Raw genomic sequence first — 19,044 nt, forward strand, 5'->3', positions numbered from 1 at the left:
TACAGATATTAACATATATCGCCACTATTTCAGCAAACTAAGATAAATTTGCCTATAAATGCAAGTTTAATTTCTGTGTTATACCTGCTAGCAGATATTAGACAGTTTCTAATTTCCCTTATATAAAGTCATTATATCTTCGGGGCTGTTCTAAAAACACATCAAATAATTGACCAAACCATTCTAGCCGTACAAAGTTTTTTGTTTTTTAATTTTATGTTAATAAAAGCATTAAATACCTATTAATTTGTCAAAAAAATAGGTAATTAATACATGTAGTATTCTGTCGAATAGTTGTTTTGGGGAAGATAAGGCAATTATTCCATCAATTTTTTATACTTGCCCCAGTTTTCAAATACCACCCATAGCCATATAATGAAAAGTACGGCCCAAATAATTAATCCCAGTTGGCTGTAAAAAATCATATTGTGGGTAAAAATGCCAATGAGTATTGGAAAGATGACTAATGCACCTAAAGTTCTTGTCTTTGGAAAAATAAACAGTAAACCACTCAGGAGTTCGATAATTCCGACTAGTGGCATTAACCATTTTATCGTAGCAAAAGCCTCAAATACCTTTTTCATGTCCATATCCATAGGTGGCGTAGGCATATAATGAAAAAGCTTATCTAGCCCCGCATTGATGAAAAGCAAGGCAAATAAAATGCAAAGTATATTTTTAAAAATCTTCATAACGGTCAATTTTAGTTCATTATTTTACTGTTATCGTTGTTGGCGGATCAGTACTGTTATCCTCGTCATTTTTTTCTTCCTTGTTTGTATTTCGTTCTACAGTGATGGTACATTCTGTAAGCAATGCTGCGACAGCACCAATTGCTGCAAAAACAGGTGCTAAGATCAAGCCTATTGCGCCGATAGTCACCGGAAAACTCATGATTTCTTTACCATGTTTGTCCGCAATGCTGATTTTGCTCACATTGCCCTCGGCAATGATTTCCTTGATTTTCTGTAAAAGGTTTTCACCGTTAATCTGAAATGTTTCTTTGAATCCCATAATGCTATAATTTAAGTTCGCTCTTATAAAGTTATTCATTTTTTTACAGGAATCCGTATAAAGTTAATTGCATTGTTTGTTGCTGAGCAATTATAAAGTGCACTGTTTAAACGGGAGAACTTCATGTTGCATTTTTACTTTACAAGTTTATATCGTGCATCCTTAACATATATATTACCTGTGAATGGCCAACCGAAATTCTCTTGAACCGCCTGTTTAGCATTTTGCAGAAACCGGATTTTCGGTGTGTAAAAGCTAGGAACCGACTTCATCATTTACACGATTATTTAACGTAAATGATACGGATATAGGACGGAGCTTATTCGGTTGCGACCGAATAAGCTCCGAAGAAGTACCGAACAAACACCGAAGAAGCACCGAAGGATCTCCGAATTTGATCATCTTGAAACATAAAAAAAGTCCCGCGCAGCGCACGGGACTTTTTACAAAATTTATTAGCTCTATTGCATAGGTCTTAGCCCAATGCTATTAAGCTTTCTTCAAGAATTTTAATCTTTGCTTCGGCATCTGCCTTTTTACTTTTTTCGTTTTCAACAATTTCAGGTTTAGCATTTTGCACAAACCGCTCATTGGAAAGCTTTTTGTCTACAGATACAAGGAAACCTTTTAGGTATTCCAATTCTTTGGCAATACGTTCACGTTCAGCATCCGCATCAATATTGTTCTCCAAAGTAACATAACATTCGTCTTTGCCAGCAAGGAAACTTGCGGCTCCGGCTACTTTCTCAGAAACAAAAGTTACGCCTTCCAAGTTTGCAATTTTGGTAATGATGTCAATATATTGTGCTAAATTGATATCTGATTGTTGATTGATAGCCAATGGCAATGCTACTTTAGGGGAGATACCTTTAGAATTGCGGATATTGCGAACTTCCGAAATAATTTGCTGAGCGACAGCGAAATCTTTGATAAGCTGCTCATCAAAATCAGTTGCTGTCGGATAAGCGGCGACGATAATGCAATCTTTCTCGTCTTTCACACCGAACAGTTCGTCGTGCCACAATTCTTCTGTCAAGAAAGGCATGAAAGGGTGTACTAAAGTGAGTATACGTTGGAAAAAAGATTTTACTGTCTCTAAGGTTTCACTAGAAATAGGGGAGCCATAAGCCGGTTTCACTAATTCAAGGTACCAAGCACAGAAGTCATCCCATACCAATTTGTAGGTTGTCATCAATGCATCTGATAAACGATAGTGTTTGAAGTTTTCTTCGATATCGACCAAGGCTTGATTTAACCTTGCCTCAAACCAAGATGCTGAAATCTTATCTGAATCTGAAGCCGGAGTAGCAGTAATTTCCCAACCTTTAACCAAGCGGAAGGCATTCCAGATTTTATTGGCAAAATTACGGCCCTGTAAACAAAGTTCTACATCAAAAGGAAGGTCGTTACCTGCTGGAGCAGTCAATAACATGCCCATCCGCGTTGCATCTGCACCATATTCGTTCATCAAATCTATCGGATCGGGAGAGTTGCCCAGTGATTTAGACATTTTGCGGCCCAGTTTGTCCCGTACAATACCTGTGAAATAAACATTTTCAAAAGGCAATTGTCCACGGAATTCATAGCCCGAAACGATCATACGTGCTACCCAAAAGAAGATAATATCCGGAGCAGTGACTAAATCTTGCGTAGGGTAATAGTAATTAATTTCTGCATTTTCTGGTTCGTTGATGCCATTGAAAACTGAAATTGGCCATAGCCAAGCTGAAAACCAAGTATCAAGCACATCCTCATCTTGACGTAGATCGGTCAATTGAAGCGCTGTATTACCTGATTTTTCTTGCGCTAGAACAAGGGCCTCTTCAACCGTTTGTGCAACCACAAAGTCTTCGTTTCCGTCGCCATAGAAATACGCCGGTATCTGATGTCCCCACCACAATTGTCTTGAAATGTTCCAATCGGTAACATTCTCCATCCAGTTGCGGTAGATATTTTTGAATTTTGTCGGATGAAATTTAATGGTATCATTCATCACATTATCCAATGCTGGTTTTGCAAGATCTTCCATCTTTAGGAACCATTGATTGGAGATTTTTGGCTCTATAACAGCACCTGTTCGCTCTGAAGTTCCAACATTATTGGTATAGTTTTCAACTTGCTCCAATAACCCTTTTTCCTCAAGCTCTTTCTCGATTTCTTTACGTACTTTAAAACGATCCATACCTGCGTAATGCAGGCCATTGTCGTTTAGTTTTGCTTCGTCGGTAAAGATGTCGACAAATTCCAGGTTGTGCTTTTTACCTAGTGCATAGTCGTTCACATCGTGTGCTGGAGTAACTTTAAGGCATCCAGTACCAAACTCCAAATCGACATATTCATCTTCGATGATGTTCACCTTTCTGCCAACGATCGGCACAATGACTTGCTTTCCTTTTAACCAGGTATAGCGTTCATCATTGGGATTGATACACACGGCTGTGTCACCAAAGATGGTTTCAGGACGGGTAGTCGCCACAACAATGTATTGATCTGTTCCCTCAACCTGATATTTCAAGTGGTATAATTTGCCGTTTTTCTCTTTATAAATAACCTCTTCGTCTGAGATATTTGTTTTTGCTTCAGGATCCCAGTTGACCATGCGGTAACCACGATAGATTAATCCTTTATGATATAGATCGACGAATACACGGATAACAGATTGGTATAATTCTGGATCCATGGTAAAACGTGTACGATCCCAGTCACAGGAAGCGCCAAGTTTTTCGAGCTGTTTTAGAATAATACCACCGTATTTTTCCTTCCATTCCCAAGCATGTTTTAAGAAATCTTCACGAGATAAAGATCGTTTATCAATTCCTTGTTCTTTCAACATAGCGACGACCTTAGCTTCAGTGGCAATGGAGGCGTGATCGGTCCCCGGTACCCAACAAGCGTTTTTCCCCTGCATACGTGCCCGGCGAATCAAAACGTCTTGAATGGTATTATTCAGCATATGCCCCATGTGCAATACTCCCGTGACATTCGGAGGGGGCATCACAATCGTGTAAGGTTCACGTTCGTCCGGGGTGGAACGGAAAAATCCATTCGCTTTCCAATAGCTGTACCATTTTTCTTCAGCTTCTTTTGGATTGTAAGTTTTCGCTATGCTCATTTTAAATTTTTGTATTCAAACTTTTAAGGAACACAAAAGTAAGGAATTCTATGTTATTTTCCTTAGTAATCCATTGATCTTGTTCTCAAACAAAAAGAAGTTATGAATAATGGCTAAGCAATACGTTTAATGAGGATCCTCCTAAGCAGAAGAGGCGTTTATTGCAGTGAGGTAAAGCATAACGTAAGATTTATACTTTTTTAATCTTTTCTTCATATTACTAAGTAATTAGCCCGTATTTCATGTAAATTAATGTAAATTTGCCTGTTTTATTTTTACACGAAGGGATGCAACGATTTGCTAATGAGCTTAGAGCTTTAACACAGTATTTTCTGTTCTGGTTAATTATCTGTTTTATAGATAGATTGATTTTTGTTATTGCTTTTTTTGAGAAGATAGGTTTTTCTAATTTCACAGAAATTTTCAGGATTTATTACCATGGTCTGAATCTGGATTTTTCTGCAGTCTCCTATATCTGTGCATTACCATTTCTGGTGTATTGCCTATTAAGTTTCTTTCCAAAACTGAAACCCAAAAGACTGATCCTCGATATTTATACCATTATCGTCCTGGTATTGTTCTTTGTGACAAGTTTTATCAATGTCAATATTTATCGGGAGTGGGGCGACAAGATTTCTAAACGTGCCATAGATGCATTTTTTGCTTCGCCTTCGGGTGCCGTCGCTTCGGCTGAAGCCACGCCGGTGTTTCTCCCCATCGTTGGGATGTTGATCGGTATATTCTGCGGTTATTTTCTGTACCGTTGGATGTTTAAAAAAGTCTCTTTTTTCAATCTCAAGTCTCCTGTCAGTAATTTTCTCAAACTGGCGATCGGAGTTTTTGTACTTTTCACGTTTATCCGTGGTGGTTACGGAAGAGCGACGTTAAACCCCAGTAAGGCCTATTATTCCGAGGAAACATTTTACAACCACGCAGCAGTCAATACACAATGGTCGCTTTTGCGGGATTTTTTTGCTAAAAGTACCAAGCTTAAAAATCCCTATACTTATTATGGTGATCAGAAGGACATTCAGGACAAGCTACGGCCCGCCTTTCAAAGTCAGCCTGATTCTGCTGTTGAGGTCCTGTCAACCACTCGTCCAAATGTCGTTATTATCATGCTGGAAAGCTTTGTTGGCGATCTCATTCAGTCTCTCGGAGGGGAAAAGGGAATTACGCCACACATGGAAGAATTGATTAAGGATGGTATTTTGTTTGACCATATTTATTCTGCAGCTGATCGATCCGACAAAGGCATGGTAGCGGTGTTGAGCGGTTTTCCGGCGCAGGGGCCCGAGAGTATTATCAAATATATCGACAAGCATGAAAATATGCCTGCCATTGGACAGGAGTTCGATCATGCCGGCTACGAAACATCATTTTATCACGGTGGTCAGAGCGAGTTTTACAATTTTAAATCGTATATGCTGACACACGGAATATCTAGGGTGGTGGATAATGCCAATTTTGGCTTAGATGCGGAACGTGCCTCATGGGGTGTCTATGACCATGTCGTGTTTAATCAGATGATCAAGGATTTTAAAAAAGAAAAACAACCTTTCTTTTCGACGATCTTTACTTTAATTAATCACGAACCATTTGAATTAAAACACGGCTATAAATTTGGGAATGCCACCAATGCAGATAAATTCCGAAGTACGGCAAATTATACAGATTCAGCCGTTTTTGATTTTATTAATAAAGCCAAAAAGGAAGCTTGGTATAAAAATACCCTTTTCGTTATTGTCGCTGACCATGGACATCGCCTTCCTTCAGAAAAATGGGAGCTGTTTCACCCCAATCGCTTTCATATTCCGCTGATCTTTTTCGGCGATGTGATCAAACCTGAATATCGCGGCAAAATATTCAATAGAATTGGTAACCAAACGGATCTGGCGGCAACTTTATTGACACAATTGAAGCTTCCGACAGATCATTATCACTGGAGCCGTGATCTGTTTAATCCCACAACACCACAAATAGCATTCTATAATTCTAAAGACGCCTTCGGTGTAATTACACCAAAACAAGCCGTTTCATTTGATAACGTTGGAAGGATCATTAACTATAGAGCCAATAAGGAATATCCGGTTGGCAAAACAGATAGCTTATTGAATATTGCCAAAGCGTACTATCAAGACGTATACAGTGAATTTTTAAAATATTAGGGCTATGAAATTAAAAGGAGTATTTGCACCTTATTTTGCTGTCGCAATTCGTTTTGTCTTTCTTCTGCTCATCTACGCACTATTGCGATTGGGTTTTTATGGCATAAATGCTTCCTTATTCCCCCATGTCGATGCCGGTAAGCTTCTGGTTATGTTTGCCGGTGGCGTACGCTTTGACATTGTGGCACTCCTCTATTTAAATATCCTGTATATTGTTATGCAGACTATTCCAGGACCGTTTAAATTAAATAAACACTATCAAAATGTTGCGAAATGGATCTTCATCGTGACCAATTCAATTGGCATAGCGTTAAATTTGATTGATTTTGCCTACTACCCATTTACCCTCAAAAGGACCACTGGAACGGTAATTGACCAGTTCTCCAATGAATCTAACTTGATCAAGCTGACCTTTGATTTCTGTTTGGATTATTGGTATCTCATTATACTATTGGTGCTGATTGTCTATGGGTTGATTAAATCCTATAAACTTATTCAGATTGAAAAAAACTCGAATTATAGCTGGAAGTCATTTTTGATCCAATTGCCTTTGTTTTTACTGACAGCCTTCCTTTTTATTGGTGGAGTGCGTGGCGGTTGGGCGCATAGCACACGTCCCATAACATTGAGCAATGCGGGTGATTATGTGGAGACACCGGAAGAAATGAATATTGTGCTCAATACGCCATTTAGTATATTGAAAACATTAAAGGCCGTGAGCCTCAAACCCGTTCATTATTTTTCCGAAACAGAGCTTGAACAGTTATACAATCCCATTCATGTACCGCAATCAGACCAGCCCTTTACAAAGAAAAATGTCGTTGTTCTGATTTTGGAGAGTTTTGCAAAAGAACATTTTGGAGAATTGAATAAAGATATCCAAGGTGGAAAATACAAAGGTTATACGCCTTTTTTGGATTCCTTGATACGCAATGCTTACACCTTTACAGATACTTATGCCAATGGCCGTAAATCAATTGATGCGCTACCGTCAGTCATTACGGGCATTCCTTCGATAGGTGAGCCTTTTGTGCTTTCCATCTATTCTGGAAATGAAACCACCAGCTTAGCGAAGCTCTTAGGGAAAAAGGGATATGAGACTGCTTTTTTTCATGGCGCACCAAATGGGAGCATGGGCTTCTCTGCCTATATGAAATTGGCAGGTATCCAACATTATTTTGGCAAAAACGAGTATAACAATGATGCTAATTTCGACGGGATATGGGGAATCTGGGATGAACCATTTTTGCAATTTGTAGCAAACAAGATCAATACCTTTCATCAGCCATTTTTTGCTAGTTTCTTCTCTTTATCATCACATCATCCATTTAAGGTGCCTGAAAAGTATCAGGGGAAATTCCCTAAGGGACCTCTGCCCGTACAGGAGCCTATTGGATATACCGATAATGCCTTACGCGAATTTTTTGCCACAGCCTCTAAAATGTCCTGGTACAAGAATACCGTATTTGTTATCTGTGCCGACCATGCTACTGTAAGCTATCTGCCGGAATATCAAACCACTGCAGGAGCATTTGAAATCCCTATTATATTTTATGCACCTGGTGATAATCTGGTGGGCAAAGCGGATAAATTGGTGCAGCAAATAGATATCATGCCGACAGTGTTGAATTATCTGCACTATGACGAGCCTTATTTTGCCTTTGGTTCAGATGCCTTGAAACCGGGCAAGGATAATTTTGTGCTCAATAATAATTCAGGGAGCTACAACCTCTATTATAAAGATTATATGATGTCTTATGATGGACTGAAAGTGACCTCATTTTATGATCTTAAGAAGGACCGCTTGATGAAACAGGACCTGTTAAAACAGCATCCAGCGGTATTGGATACGATGGAAACCAAGATGAAAGCTTTTATCCAGCAATATAACAATCGTATGATTGAAAACAAGCTGACCTATAAAAAATAACAGCCGGTTTTCTACCTGCTTAATCTAGCGCGAATGCTTCTATCGATAATAAGTAAAACCAAATCATAGACGAGATAGATCAAGGGTAAGGTGAAGATGACCAACAGGATAAAACCACGGGATTTTTCGTCAAAGACTCCATTGACAAAATAGTTGGCCAGACTGGACCAAAACCAAATGAACAAGTAGAAAGAGCTTGGAATGACTAGATTCCCGATCAGGAGTGCATATCGGTATTTGCCAGTTTTGTATTTTAGATAAATATACCGGATATGTAGGTATAGCAAAAATAACGATCCGATCAGCGCAAGTACATCTGGACTTATCCAAAGAATTACTTTCGCCAACAAGGAGGTTTTTAAGACAACTTCAATATGAAAACGCTCTTTCTTTTCTACCTGATCAATTCTCCAGTGAACAATGGAATCTGTCTGTAATTTGGCGGTTCCCAGATCTTGTGTAAGTACCTCCATCTTCCCATCGAGGTGCAGATACAGTTCAATCGGGCCAAAGGACGACCAGTATCTGGAGGGGAATAAGAGATAATCAATTTTGTATCTGGTCCGAATATCCCGTCGGTCATAGCCCATATAAGCACGGTATTGAACCTGAATGCTGTTATCACCTTTGTGAAGCTTCGCGGTAAAATAAAAGGCATCATTCAGCGAAATACGCTTCCATTCATCGCTGTCGTAACTGAGCTCATAATAGCCATCCTTTAAACGTAAAAAGGGGAATTTTGAACCGGGTTGCCCCATCTTTTTTCCTTCAATTTCGTTCTGATTGACAAGGACGCGATCCAATCCGTTCATATTTAAAGCGAGAAATACCAGTGGCAATTCAATAGCCTCTTCTGCATGGATGTTATAAACAATGTTGAAGTGGCTTTGATAGTCCGCATGATCATCCGAAGTGTCCGTTAAAAGACGAATGTCAATACGTTCGCTGGTAACGCTCACTTTCCCTGCGGGAACGAGCTGTCCTGTTATGCTATGGGGGCTCATTGGATTTGCCATGTTGGCAAACAAGGTCATTACAGCAAGTAATAGATATACAATTGTTATTAGAATTTTATACTTCATTTGCTTGTTATGTCTGCTTAATATCAAGTTCCATATTCGGATACCGACCTTTACATGATAGCGGTGTTTGCATATTAGGATATCCTTGATCTTTAACAAGCTGAAAGTAAAAATTAAAAGGGAGAAATTAAAAAGGTGATTTATATTCGTCTATCTCCGATTCATATTCGTTAAGTATATTGCTTCATTCCGATGTAAATAAAACCGTCATAATTTCGCTGGTACCAACAGCAATGGAAACGAACTGAAGGTGCCTCCAGACCAAAGATAGGAGACACTTTGGGAAAGAAAAAGACCTATGCCGCAAAGCATAGGTCTTTTTATATTTCCAATTTTATTGCGGTTTAAACACCCAACAATAAACGAGCTGGATCTTCTAATAATTGTTTTACACGAACCAAGAAGCTTACTGATTCACGACCATCGATGATACGGTGATCATAAGAAAGCGCAATGTACATCATTGGACGGATCACCACTTGGCCATTTTCAGCAATAGGACGTTGGATGATGTTGTGCATACCCAAGATTGCAGATTGTGGAGCATTGATGATCGGCGTAGACATCATTGATCCGAATACACCACCGTTGGTAATGGTAAATGTACCACCAGTCATCTCGTCAATCGTTAATTTGTTGTCACGGGCTTTACCTGCCAATGTAGCAATTGCTTTTTCAATTTGCTCCAATGACATGGCATCAGCATTACGGATAACCGGAACAACCAAACCTTTAGGTGCAGAAACTGCGATTGAAACGTCTGCAAAATCAGAATATACAATCTCGTTATCTTCGATACGGGCATTTACGGCAGGCCATTCAGCCAATGCAGTTGTTACTGCTTTTGTAAAGAATGACATGAAGCCAAGACCGATACCAAATTTCTCTTTAAAGGTGTCTTTATATTTAGCACGAAGATCCATGATCGGCTGCATATTGACTTCATTGAATGTTGTCAACATAGCCGTTTCATTTTTAACGGCAACTAGGCGTTTCGCGATTGTTTTACGTAATGAAGATAATTTCTCACGACGTTCGTTTCTTGCACCCGCTACCGGAGCAACTATCGCAGCAGGAGCAGCGGCAGGTTTTGCTGCTGGTGCAGCAGCTTTAGCGACAGGTTGAGCTTTTTCGGCATCTTCTTTTGTGATGCGACCTTCTTTACCTGTTCCTTTTATTGTAGAAGGATCAATTCCTTTTTCTCTTAAGATTTTTGCAGCAGCAGGAGAAGCTGTACCAGCAGCATAGCTATCTGGATCTTCATCTTTTGCAGCGGCAGCCGCAACTGGAGCTGCATTTGACGCTTCTGCAGCAGGGGCAGCAGCTGGAGCTGAACCACCGGCAGGAGCAGCGCCTTCTTCAATTGTACAAACAACGGCACCGATTTCTAAAGTATCACCTTCTTGTGCAATGATTCTTAAGATACCCGCTTTCTCAGCTGGTAATTCAAACGTTGCTTTGTCTGATTCCAGTTCGGCGATGTTTTCATCCATCTCCACATAATCGCCATCTTGTTTCAACCATTGTGATAAGGTTACCTCCGTGATTGATTCACCTACGGTTGGTACTTTAATTTCTAAGCTCATATATAATGTTCTTTATTGACAATTGCGTCCTATAGCTAAGACGCAATTGATTTTAAATTGTTTTTATTCGAATGATTTATTTAAGATTTCTGCTTGCTGTGCAACGTGTTGTTTCATGTAACCCGTAGCCGTACTTCCACTTTCTTTACGGGCAACAAAACCTGTAAATGCAATCTCAGTACCCATTAGTTTACGGCAGTAATAAGACCATGCGCCCATGTTCTCATTTTCTTCCTGAACCCAAACAAATTCTTTTGCCTTGTTGTATTTTTTACGGATTGCTTTCAATTGCTCTGTAGGAATTGGGAATAACTGCTCCAATCTCACGATAGCGATATCTTTGCGTTTTTCCGCCTCTTGTTTCTCTAATAGGTCGTAGTAAACTTTACCCGAACAGAATAACACGCGTTTAACGTCTTTCGCCGCAACATTTGCATCATCAATTACCTCTTGGAAAGCAGCTTCTGTAAAATCTTTTAACGGTGATACCACTTTAGGGTGGCGCAACAATGATTTTGGCGTAAATACAACCAATGGTTTACGGAACTCACGTACCAGTTGACGACGTAACAGGTGGAAATAGTTAGCTGGAGTAGTACAGTTTGCTAAGATCATATTCTCATCTGCACATAACTCTAAGAATCTTTCAATACGCGCTGAAGAGTGTTCAGGACCTTGACCTTCCATACCATGAGGAAGCATCATCACTAAACCGTTAGAACGTTTCCATTTTGTCTCTGCACTCGATAGATATTGATCGACGATGATTTGAGCACCGTTGTAGAAATCTCCAAATTGAGCTTCCCAGATTGTCAACGAATTTGGATTAGAAGATGCATAACCATATTCAAATCCCAAAACAGCATATTCGGAAAGTAATGAATTGTAGATAGAGAATTTATCACCACCTTTAATATTCGCTAAAGGAACGTATTTCTCTTCCGAATCTTCAAGTGTCAATACCGCATGACGGTGCGAGAATGTACCACGTTGTACATCTTGACCCGAGATACGTACACGGTTACCCTGATCCAATAAAGTCGCGTAAGCCATCAATTCGCCCATTGCCCAATCGTATGAATCAGCAGTGATCATTTTGGCACGATCTTCAAATAAACGTGTGATCTTACGGAAGAATTTTTTATCCGAAGGTAAGGTCGTGATTTCTTTCGCTAATTTTAAGAATAAATCCTTTGCAACTTTCGTTTTATCCGAGGTTGTTAATACTTCACCTTTTTTAGCGGGACGTAATCCTTCCCATGCTCCTTTAAACATCGGAATTTCTTCAGTCAATACCTCAACTGTTTTAGCTTCCTCAAATTTAGTTTGCAATTCAGCCTTAAATTCCTTTTCGATATTTTTTGAATCCGCCTCGTCAATACTTCCTTCAGTAATTAATTTTTTAGCGTAAACTTCTTTTGGGTTTGGATGTTTTTCGATGATTTTATACAACAATGGTTGCGTGAATTTCGGTTCATCTGCCTCGTTGTGTCCAAATCTTCTATAACATAATAGATCGATAAATACGTCTGTTTTATATTTTTGACGGTATTCAACAGCTAAATTAATCGCATAAACTACCGCTTCAGCGTCATCACCGTTCACATGGAACACGGGTGAAGAAGTGATTTTTGCGACGTCTGTACAATATGTTCCAGAACGCGCATCCTTATAGTTCGTTGTAAAACCGATCTGGTTGTTGATCACAATATGTACCGTACCACCAGTTTTGTAACCATCTAATTTCGACATTTGGGTTACTTCGTATACCACACCTTGTCCAGCAATTGCTGCGTCACCATGAATAATGATCGGTGCAATTTTAGACGAGTCACCTTCGTATTTGAAGTCAATCTTAGAACGAACCATGCCTTCAACGATTGGATCTACAGTTTCTAAATGCGAAGGGTTCGGTGCCAAACTTAAATGGACAGATTTGCCATCGTTTGTTTTAACCTCAGAAGAAAAGCCCAAGTGGTATTTTACGTCACCACCAAAGTTTACTTCAGGATCATCAGCGTAGGTCTTACCTTCAAATTCAGAGAATACTGATTTGTAAGATTTACCCATGATATTAGTCAAGACATTCAGACGGCCACGGTGAGCCATACCGATAACGAATTCCTGGATACCGATTTCTGCACCTTTTTCAATGACCGAATCTAATGCTGGTATTAAACTTTCTGCACCTTCCAACGAGAAACGTTTTTGACCTAAAAACTTAGTGCCTAAAAAGTTTTCGAATACAACGGCGTGGTTTAATTTGTTTAAAATTCTCTTTTTGGTATCCAACGAAAATTTTGGCATGTTGCGATCCGCTTCCATGCGGTCCTGTAACCATTTAATTTTTTCTGGATTACGGATATATTTGAATTCTGCACCAATAGAACGGCAGTAAGTATCCTCCACCAATTGACGGATGTCTTTCAATGTTGCTGGACCTAAACCGACTTCAACACCAGCATTAAAAACGGTGTTCATGTCTGCTTCTGCAAGACCAAACGTTTCCAATTCCTTTCCAGGATAGTATTTACGTCTTTCACGAACAGGGTTAGTGTGTGTGAATAGGTGGCCACGGTCGCGGTAGCCATTGATCATGTTCAGCACATTGATTTCTTTCAATACGTGCTCGGGAGTAGCCTCGCCTACTGAACTTGTTGTTCCGCCAGCATTTTGACCGAAATCAAAACCTTCAAAGAATTTTTGCCATCCGAAATCTACCGATTGGGGATCTTGCTTGTACGATTGATATAAGCCATCGACATAAGCCGAATCAGCATTACTCAAATATGTCAGATTGTCCATTTACAATTAAAACTATGAAATTTGTCAAAGTTATGAATAAAAAAAGAGTTTCTAATACTGAAATTGAATAATTTAATCAATAAACCTATCCAATTCTTAACATTTTTAGCATGATTTAAAAAGGGCTTCCAGCGTCCTACAAATTTATTTTCTATTGGAATTATTTATTTCTGCCGAAGATTTATTTAACAAGTATTTCGTCCAATTTTGGAAGTCCATTTGGGAAATGAGTTTTGATCAATTTTTGCCAGTCCAGCGCTTTATTGTCTTTTTCGCTTGTCCCAACTCCGGCAATATGAGACCACTGTCCGTAAACAGTTGCCGGAGAATAGTCTAATAGGTGCTCCTCGTACCAGGAAGCGCCACGAAGCCAGTTGACCTGGTACTCATGAACTAAATAGCTGGCTGCGATTAAGCGTGCTTGATAAGGGATATAGCCGGTCTTCTGTAACTGGATCATCACACTGTTTATAAAATCATGTTCCGTGTGACCCGATTTCCATTTTTCAAATAATTCTTCATTCCCGTCTAAGGCCGGATGATCCTGAGGGGAGCTGTTTTTAGTGCCTTGTGGCTTAAAGAATATATTCGGATATTTTTTAAGCATAAACCTAAAATAATCGCGCCAGAGCAGAATGTCGACAATCTTTTCAAATCGTTTGTCTTTCTTACCTTCACCAAGTTTTTTGATATTGTTATAGAGTAAAATAGGCGACAAGGCCCCTGACGCTATAAAAGGCCCTAGAATCAAAGGGTCCTGTTCTGTCTCCGGAAAGGTTGACAATAGCGCATGCATAATACTAAGCGCAGTGTCTTCGCCACCGAGAATATAGATGTCATCAACAGATTTGATCTCCTCTTCTGAATAGCCCAAATCTTTTAATGAAGGAATTTTGGTGTCCTCAAGATGGGGCGGCGTAAGGAAATTGGTCGGAAATGGGATGGGTTGCCTCACCAGACTTTCCCGCTCTACTTTTTTCTTGAAAATGGAAAAACCATTGGGTATGTCTTTAATAGGGAAAGGAAGATCTTCCTTATGGTAGAGGGTGTGACCGATGAAATGGCGCAAATTTATTTTGCTGCTCCAAAGCTCACTTTCTACTTTTTCCGAAATAGAAGTTTCCCGAAGTGCCACCTCGCGGTGATGATAAACTTCGTTGACTTGGTATTTTTGTGCTATTCTTGGGATAATATCTTCAGGTTTGCCAATATAAGTCAACAAGTCGCTACCATGACTCTTTAATTTTTCTTTTAAAGCGGTCACGGCTTCAATGACAAAGGCCGCTCGCAGAACACCTGTGTTTAAAGTGCCAAATTGATTGCGGTCGAAATATCGGGGGTCAAAACAGTATACCGGGATGATGAATGAACTTTTTTCAGAAGCTTGATAAAATACTTCATTGTCATGAAGTCTTAAATCATTTCGAAACCAGATCATTGTAGCCCTTTTGTCCATAGAGGTGAAGATAAATACTTTTTAGTGCAGCCTATTTTCAGAAGATTTACAAATATATAAGGATATTGTGTTCTTGAAAGTATTTATGCGCGAATTGACAAAAAAAGGACAATGGCGGTACTTGTTTGGATGGTTTACGCTATTTTGGTTAGGAAAAAATAAAAATAGTGTTAAACTTATTTGAGGTTTCTCTGTTCTAAAATCAGGGAATTATGATATTTGTAAGTTATTTCCGTTACTCTTGAAACAATCCGAGTAATATACTAAAAGCGTAAGAAAAACATGGAAAAGATTGCTGCATCACCAATGGAACCGTCCTAGGGATTTTATTCGTTTTAGCGAATAAAAAGGTAATATATAAATTCAGCGTACTAGGAAGGAACGATCCTATTTAATGGCTCACGATCGTGAGAACGAATCATTAAATCGTGGTAGTTTCAAAGCCAAAAATATAGAGAATTCGAATGAAAAAGGTTTTAATCAGCGGGCTAAATACCTATTTGGGACGACGGGCATCCTGTTATTTGCAATCCAGAGATTTTGATGTGACTGGATTAGTGCGCAACTTATCTCTTTTTAATAAAATAGTAAAGGAAAAGGTGACGGCAAAGCTTTTTGAATTGGACCTGTTGCGAAAAGGGGAAGCTTTTGAGAATTTTCAGATTGCTGATCTCAATTTTGGAATTTATTTTACACAGGTTCCCTCACTTGACAATGATATACAGCTTCAGCTTGAATTGCTTGGTCTGCGTAATTTCGTGGAAATTTGTAGACGTGCCGGAAATAACCGCGTCATTTATGTCGCGAGGCTAATGGATGAACATTTTTTGGAGCCTGTGCGCGATCTGCTGGAAAATTTACGCGTCCAATATACCATCGTGATTAAAAGTAGCGTCATCGGGAAGGAGAGTGTCTTGAACCGCATATTTGCGAAACTTGCCAAACGGCAGACCATATTTTATTGGAACTGGGTGGCTTCCCTGAAGTTTCGCCCCCTGCCTTTGCTCGATGTTTACCGCTGGCTACGAGAAATGCCTTGGGAAAATAATTTTATATCAGAAGTTATTTACCTCGGTGGCAATGAGGAAATGACATTTAGAGGCTTATTTTACCATTTCCTGAAGTGCACTTCCGAAGGCCAAAAGAGAGAAATAGGCGTCAATAAATTCTTTGCTAAGCTCTTGTTGACAAGGTTGAATCATATCAATAAAGAAGATATTGATGAATTTAGGCGAGTACTTTATTATGAGAAAAATGTAGATAATTCAACTTGGCAGCGCGTACAGGCATTTGAATTTACGCCCTTGAAATCCTATGTCTGCATGGATACCTAGGTAATGGTTGAGGTTGTTATACTGATGATAAGGGAGCGGGATCCAAGATCGCTAAAGGTTTTTTCTTTATATCCTGTTTAATAAATTATTCTGTTAAATTTGTGGATTAACATGTTGAAGCAGATTTAATATATGGGATACAATAGTTTAGAAGCATGTGTTGCGGATCTTGAAAAACATGGTCATTTAATCCGGATCAAAGAAGAGGTCGATCCCTATTTGGAAATGGCCGCCATCCATATGCGGGTGTTTGATGTTGAAGGGCCCGCCTTATTTTTTGAAAATATCAAAGGTTCGGAATTTCCGGCTGTATCTAATTTGTTTGGAACGCTGGAACGCTCGAAGTTTATGTTCCGGGATTCGTTAGACCACCTGAAGAAATTGGTGGATGTTAAGATGAATCCTGCTGCAGTACTTAAAAATCCTTTTCAATATATTGGTTCCTCGATGACAGCCCTTGGGGCTTTACCCTGGAAAAAAAAATCGGGGGCTCCCATACTTCATGGTAAAACATCAATTAGTAAACTTCCGCAGATCGTCAACTGGCCAATGGACGGCGGTGCTTTTGTGACGATGCCGCAGGTATATACAGAAGATGTTGCCAAACCCGGTATTATGCAGGCCAATCTGGGGATGTATCGGATTCAGCTTTCTGGGAATGATTATCTGCCTGATCAGGAGATTGGTTTACATTATCAGCTGCATCGTGGTATCGGAATCCATCAAACTAAGGCAAATGCGCTCGGTAAACCTTTAAAGGTGAGTATTTTTGTCGGCGGACCGCCAGCACATCCCTTGTCTGCTGTAATGCCGCTACCGGAAGGACTCTCTGAGATGATCTTTGCCGGGGCATTGGGAAATAGAAGGTTCCGTTATTTTTATGATGATGAAGGTTTTTGTATCTCGGCAGATGCAGACTTTGTGATTACCGGTACTGTTTATCCCAACGAAAATAAACCGGAAGGTCCTTTTGGTGACCATATCGGATACTATAGTTTAACTCACCCGTTTCCCTTGATGAAGGTGCATAATGTGTACCATAAGAAAAATCCAATTTGGTCTTTTACCGTTGTGGGGCGGCCGCCGCAGGAAGACACCAGTTTTGGTGCCTTAATCCACGAAATTACGGGGGCGGCCATTCCAAAGGAGATTTCAGGTCTCCATGCAGTTAATGCTGTTGATGCCGCTGGTGTACATCCCTTACTTTTTGCAATAGGGTCTGAACGGTATACGCCTTATCAGCGTGTGGATCGACCGCAAGAAATTTTAACGATAGCCAATCAGATACTGGGTAAAAATCAGCTCAGCCTTGCTAAATATTTGTTTATTTCAGCAAATGAAGATAATCCGCAATTGGATATTTATGATATTCCGGCTTTTTTGGGTCATATCCTTGAACGCATAGACCTTACTCGAGATGTTCATTTTCAGACTAATACGACTATCGATACCTTGGATTATTCTGGCGATGGATTAAATACCGGTTCCAAGGTGGTTTTTGCTGCCGCTGGTACAAAGAAAAGAGAATTGGGCCGTGAATTGCCGGCTGGTTTTGAACTACCCCGACCTTTCAATCAGGCAAAATTTGTTATGCCCGGTATTATTGCCATTGATGGTCAGGCATTCTCTACTTACGAGCATGAGCCGAAAATAATGGCCGAATGGTGCCGCGCTGCCGCAGGACTCGCCTGGGAAGGTTTCACGTTGATCGTCTTATGTGATGATGCTCACTTCACCGCCGCTACCGTCAATAATTTTGTTTGGACAACGTTTACCAGAAGTAACCCTGCGTTTGATATTTATGGAATACATAGTTTTACAACATTTAAACATTGGGGTTGTAAAGGACCGCTAATTATTGATGCGCGGACAAAACCCCATCATGCGCCGGCGTTGATTAAAGACGAAGCGGTGGAAAGGCGTGTGGATCAACTTGCTGCAAAGGGAGGGTCACTACACGGAATTATTTAAGAGCGCTAATTCCTGTTCATTCAGGTTTATGGTTGAAAAATTAATTTAGAATAGATTTTAAAAGGTTTAATATCAAGATGACTACAACAGAATTATTGAATAAATCAAAAGGAAGCGAATTACAGTTTCAGGAAGTATTGGCGCATATTGCCGATCAGTACAGCTATAGTCCCACTGCATTTCAAAATGGGACGCTGAAAAATTCGAAAGAAGAAAATCAAGGTAGTGCAAAAGTTTTCTATTTTGCACAGTTAAATAATCTTTCGCAGGAGGATACATTGCGCCTTTTTGCCGAACATTATCGAAATGTACTCGATAATCCAGACGGAGATGGCCACCAGAACATTCGTCAATTTAGGACAAATGGTTGGGATGGGATCCTGTTTGAGGAAGAAGTACTGGTGAAAAAATAATAAATTTAACCTAGTAGCGGTAAAAACCTGAGATGCACAGGAAAACATCTTGTTGTGGCAGTTTTGAAAAGACAAAATTGAAATGGCCATTCCACAGGGTAGCATAGGTGCTACACGATAACGAAACCACGGGAATAGAGAGGGCAGTAACAATAGATTACTGCCCTCTCTTT

The 19,044-nt window shown here is 39.7% G+C and carries 12 protein-coding genes; 5 read left to right on the plus strand and 7 right to left on the minus strand.

Annotated elements, in window-relative coordinates; all coding sequences use genetic code 11:
* Positions 1-317: 317 nt before the first annotated feature.
* The 3 genes from B3P16_RS11000 to B3P16_RS11010 all read right to left on the minus strand — a co-directional run bounded on the left by B3P16_RS11000 (position 318) and on the right by B3P16_RS11010 (position 4,126).
* Complete coding sequence (locus B3P16_RS11000; RefSeq protein ID WP_070562952.1) at positions 318-692, minus strand: MauE/DoxX family redox-associated membrane protein; 375 nt, start codon at positions 690-692, stop codon at positions 318-320.
* A gap of 19 nt (positions 693-711) precedes the next feature.
* Complete coding sequence (locus tag B3P16_RS11005; RefSeq protein ID WP_286842944.1) at positions 712-1,053, minus strand: DUF4342 domain-containing protein; 342 nt, start codon at positions 1,051-1,053, stop codon at positions 712-714.
* 436 nt (positions 1,054-1,489) lie between these two features.
* The gene (locus B3P16_RS11010; RefSeq protein WP_286842945.1) at positions 1,490-4,126 is read right to left on the minus strand and encodes a valine--tRNA ligase; all 2,637 of its coding nucleotides are present in this window, start codon (positions 4,124-4,126) and stop codon (positions 1,490-1,492) included.
* 287 nt (positions 4,127-4,413) lie between these two features.
* Between B3P16_RS11010 and B3P16_RS11015 the strand changes: the two genes are divergently transcribed.
* Both B3P16_RS11015 and B3P16_RS11020 read left to right on the plus strand, forming a co-directional pair.
* On the plus strand, positions 4,414-6,294 hold the full coding sequence (locus B3P16_RS11015) for an LTA synthase family protein (protein WP_286842946.1): 1,881 nt from the start codon (positions 4,414-4,416) through the stop codon (positions 6,292-6,294).
* Between the two features lie 4 nt (positions 6,295-6,298).
* The gene (locus B3P16_RS11020; protein ID WP_286842948.1) at positions 6,299-8,224 is read left to right on the plus strand and encodes an LTA synthase family protein; all 1,926 of its coding nucleotides are present in this window, start codon (positions 6,299-6,301) and stop codon (positions 8,222-8,224) included.
* 11 nt (positions 8,225-8,235) lie between these two features.
* On the opposite strand, the gene B3P16_RS11025 is transcribed toward B3P16_RS11020, so the two are convergent.
* From B3P16_RS11025 to B3P16_RS11040, 4 genes are all read right to left on the minus strand, one after another.
* On the minus strand, positions 8,236-9,306 hold the full coding sequence (locus tag B3P16_RS11025; protein ID WP_286842950.1) for a hypothetical protein: 1,071 nt from the start codon (positions 9,304-9,306) through the stop codon (positions 8,236-8,238).
* 344 nt (positions 9,307-9,650) lie between these two features.
* On the minus strand, positions 9,651-10,892 hold the full coding sequence (gene odhB, locus B3P16_RS11030; protein WP_286842951.1) for a 2-oxoglutarate dehydrogenase complex dihydrolipoyllysine-residue succinyltransferase: 1,242 nt from the start codon (positions 10,890-10,892) through the stop codon (positions 9,651-9,653).
* A gap of 63 nt (positions 10,893-10,955) precedes the next feature.
* Positions 10,956-13,697 (minus strand): 2-oxoglutarate dehydrogenase E1 component, encoded by a 2,742-nt coding sequence (locus B3P16_RS11035; RefSeq protein ID WP_286842952.1) that lies wholly within the window; start codon positions 13,695-13,697, stop codon positions 10,956-10,958.
* Between the two features lie 181 nt (positions 13,698-13,878).
* On the minus strand, positions 13,879-15,135 hold the full coding sequence (locus B3P16_RS11040; RefSeq protein WP_236560275.1) for a deoxyribodipyrimidine photo-lyase: 1,257 nt from the start codon (positions 15,133-15,135) through the stop codon (positions 13,879-13,881).
* 482 nt (positions 15,136-15,617) lie between these two features.
* Between B3P16_RS11040 and B3P16_RS11045 the strand changes: the two genes are divergently transcribed.
* From B3P16_RS11045 to B3P16_RS11055, 3 genes are all read left to right on the plus strand, one after another.
* Positions 15,618-16,487: a hypothetical protein gene (locus tag B3P16_RS11045; protein ID WP_286842953.1), complete on the plus strand. Its 870-nt coding sequence runs from the start codon at positions 15,618-15,620 to the stop codon at positions 16,485-16,487.
* Positions 16,488-16,619: 132 nt separating this feature from the next.
* Positions 16,620-18,458, plus strand: coding sequence for a UbiD family decarboxylase (locus B3P16_RS11050; RefSeq protein ID WP_286842956.1), 1,839 nt, complete (start codon positions 16,620-16,622; stop codon positions 18,456-18,458).
* Between the two features lie 77 nt (positions 18,459-18,535).
* The gene (locus B3P16_RS11055; protein ID WP_286842959.1) at positions 18,536-18,871 is read left to right on the plus strand and encodes a HopJ type III effector protein; all 336 of its coding nucleotides are present in this window, start codon (positions 18,536-18,538) and stop codon (positions 18,869-18,871) included.
* Positions 18,872-19,044: the final 173 nt, after the last annotated feature.

Origin of the sequence: Sphingobacterium sp. UBA7631 (genome assembly GCF_002483935.1) — a bacterium.
GTDB lineage: Bacteria > Bacteroidota > Bacteroidia > Sphingobacteriales > Sphingobacteriaceae > Sphingobacterium > Sphingobacterium multivorum.

Excerpts from the sequence above, each read along its gene's own strand:
- B3P16_RS11000 (WP_070562952.1), bottom strand. The coding sequence starts at position 692 with ATGAAGATTTTTAAAAATATACTTTGCATTTTATTTGCCTTGCTTTTC.
- B3P16_RS11040 (WP_236560275.1), bottom strand. The coding sequence starts at position 15,135 with ATGATCTGGTTTCGAAATGATTTAAGACTTCATGACAATGAAGTATTT.
- odhB (WP_286842951.1), bottom strand. The coding sequence starts at position 10,892 with ATGAGCTTAGAAATTAAAGTACCAACCGTAGGTGAATCAATCACGGAG.
- B3P16_RS11050 (WP_286842956.1), top strand. The coding sequence starts at position 16,620 with ATGGGATACAATAGTTTAGAAGCATGTGTTGCGGATCTTGAAAAACAT.
- B3P16_RS11005 (WP_286842944.1), bottom strand. The coding sequence starts at position 1,053 with ATGAATAACTTTATAAGAGCGAACTTAAATTATAGCATTATGGGATTC.
- B3P16_RS11020 (WP_286842948.1), top strand. The coding sequence starts at position 6,299 with ATGAAATTAAAAGGAGTATTTGCACCTTATTTTGCTGTCGCAATTCGT.
- B3P16_RS11025 (WP_286842950.1), bottom strand. The coding sequence starts at position 9,306 with ATGAAGTATAAAATTCTAATAACAATTGTATATCTATTACTTGCTGTA.
- B3P16_RS11035 (WP_286842952.1), bottom strand. The coding sequence starts at position 13,697 with ATGGACAATCTGACATATTTGAGTAATGCTGATTCGGCTTATGTCGAT.
- B3P16_RS11015 (WP_286842946.1), top strand. The coding sequence starts at position 4,414 with ATGCAACGATTTGCTAATGAGCTTAGAGCTTTAACACAGTATTTTCTG.
- B3P16_RS11055 (WP_286842959.1), top strand. The coding sequence starts at position 18,536 with ATGACTACAACAGAATTATTGAATAAATCAAAAGGAAGCGAATTACAG.
- B3P16_RS11010 (WP_286842945.1), bottom strand. The coding sequence starts at position 4,126 with ATGAGCATAGCGAAAACTTACAATCCAAAAGAAGCTGAAGAAAAATGG.
- B3P16_RS11045 (WP_286842953.1), top strand. The coding sequence starts at position 15,618 with ATGAAAAAGGTTTTAATCAGCGGGCTAAATACCTATTTGGGACGACGG.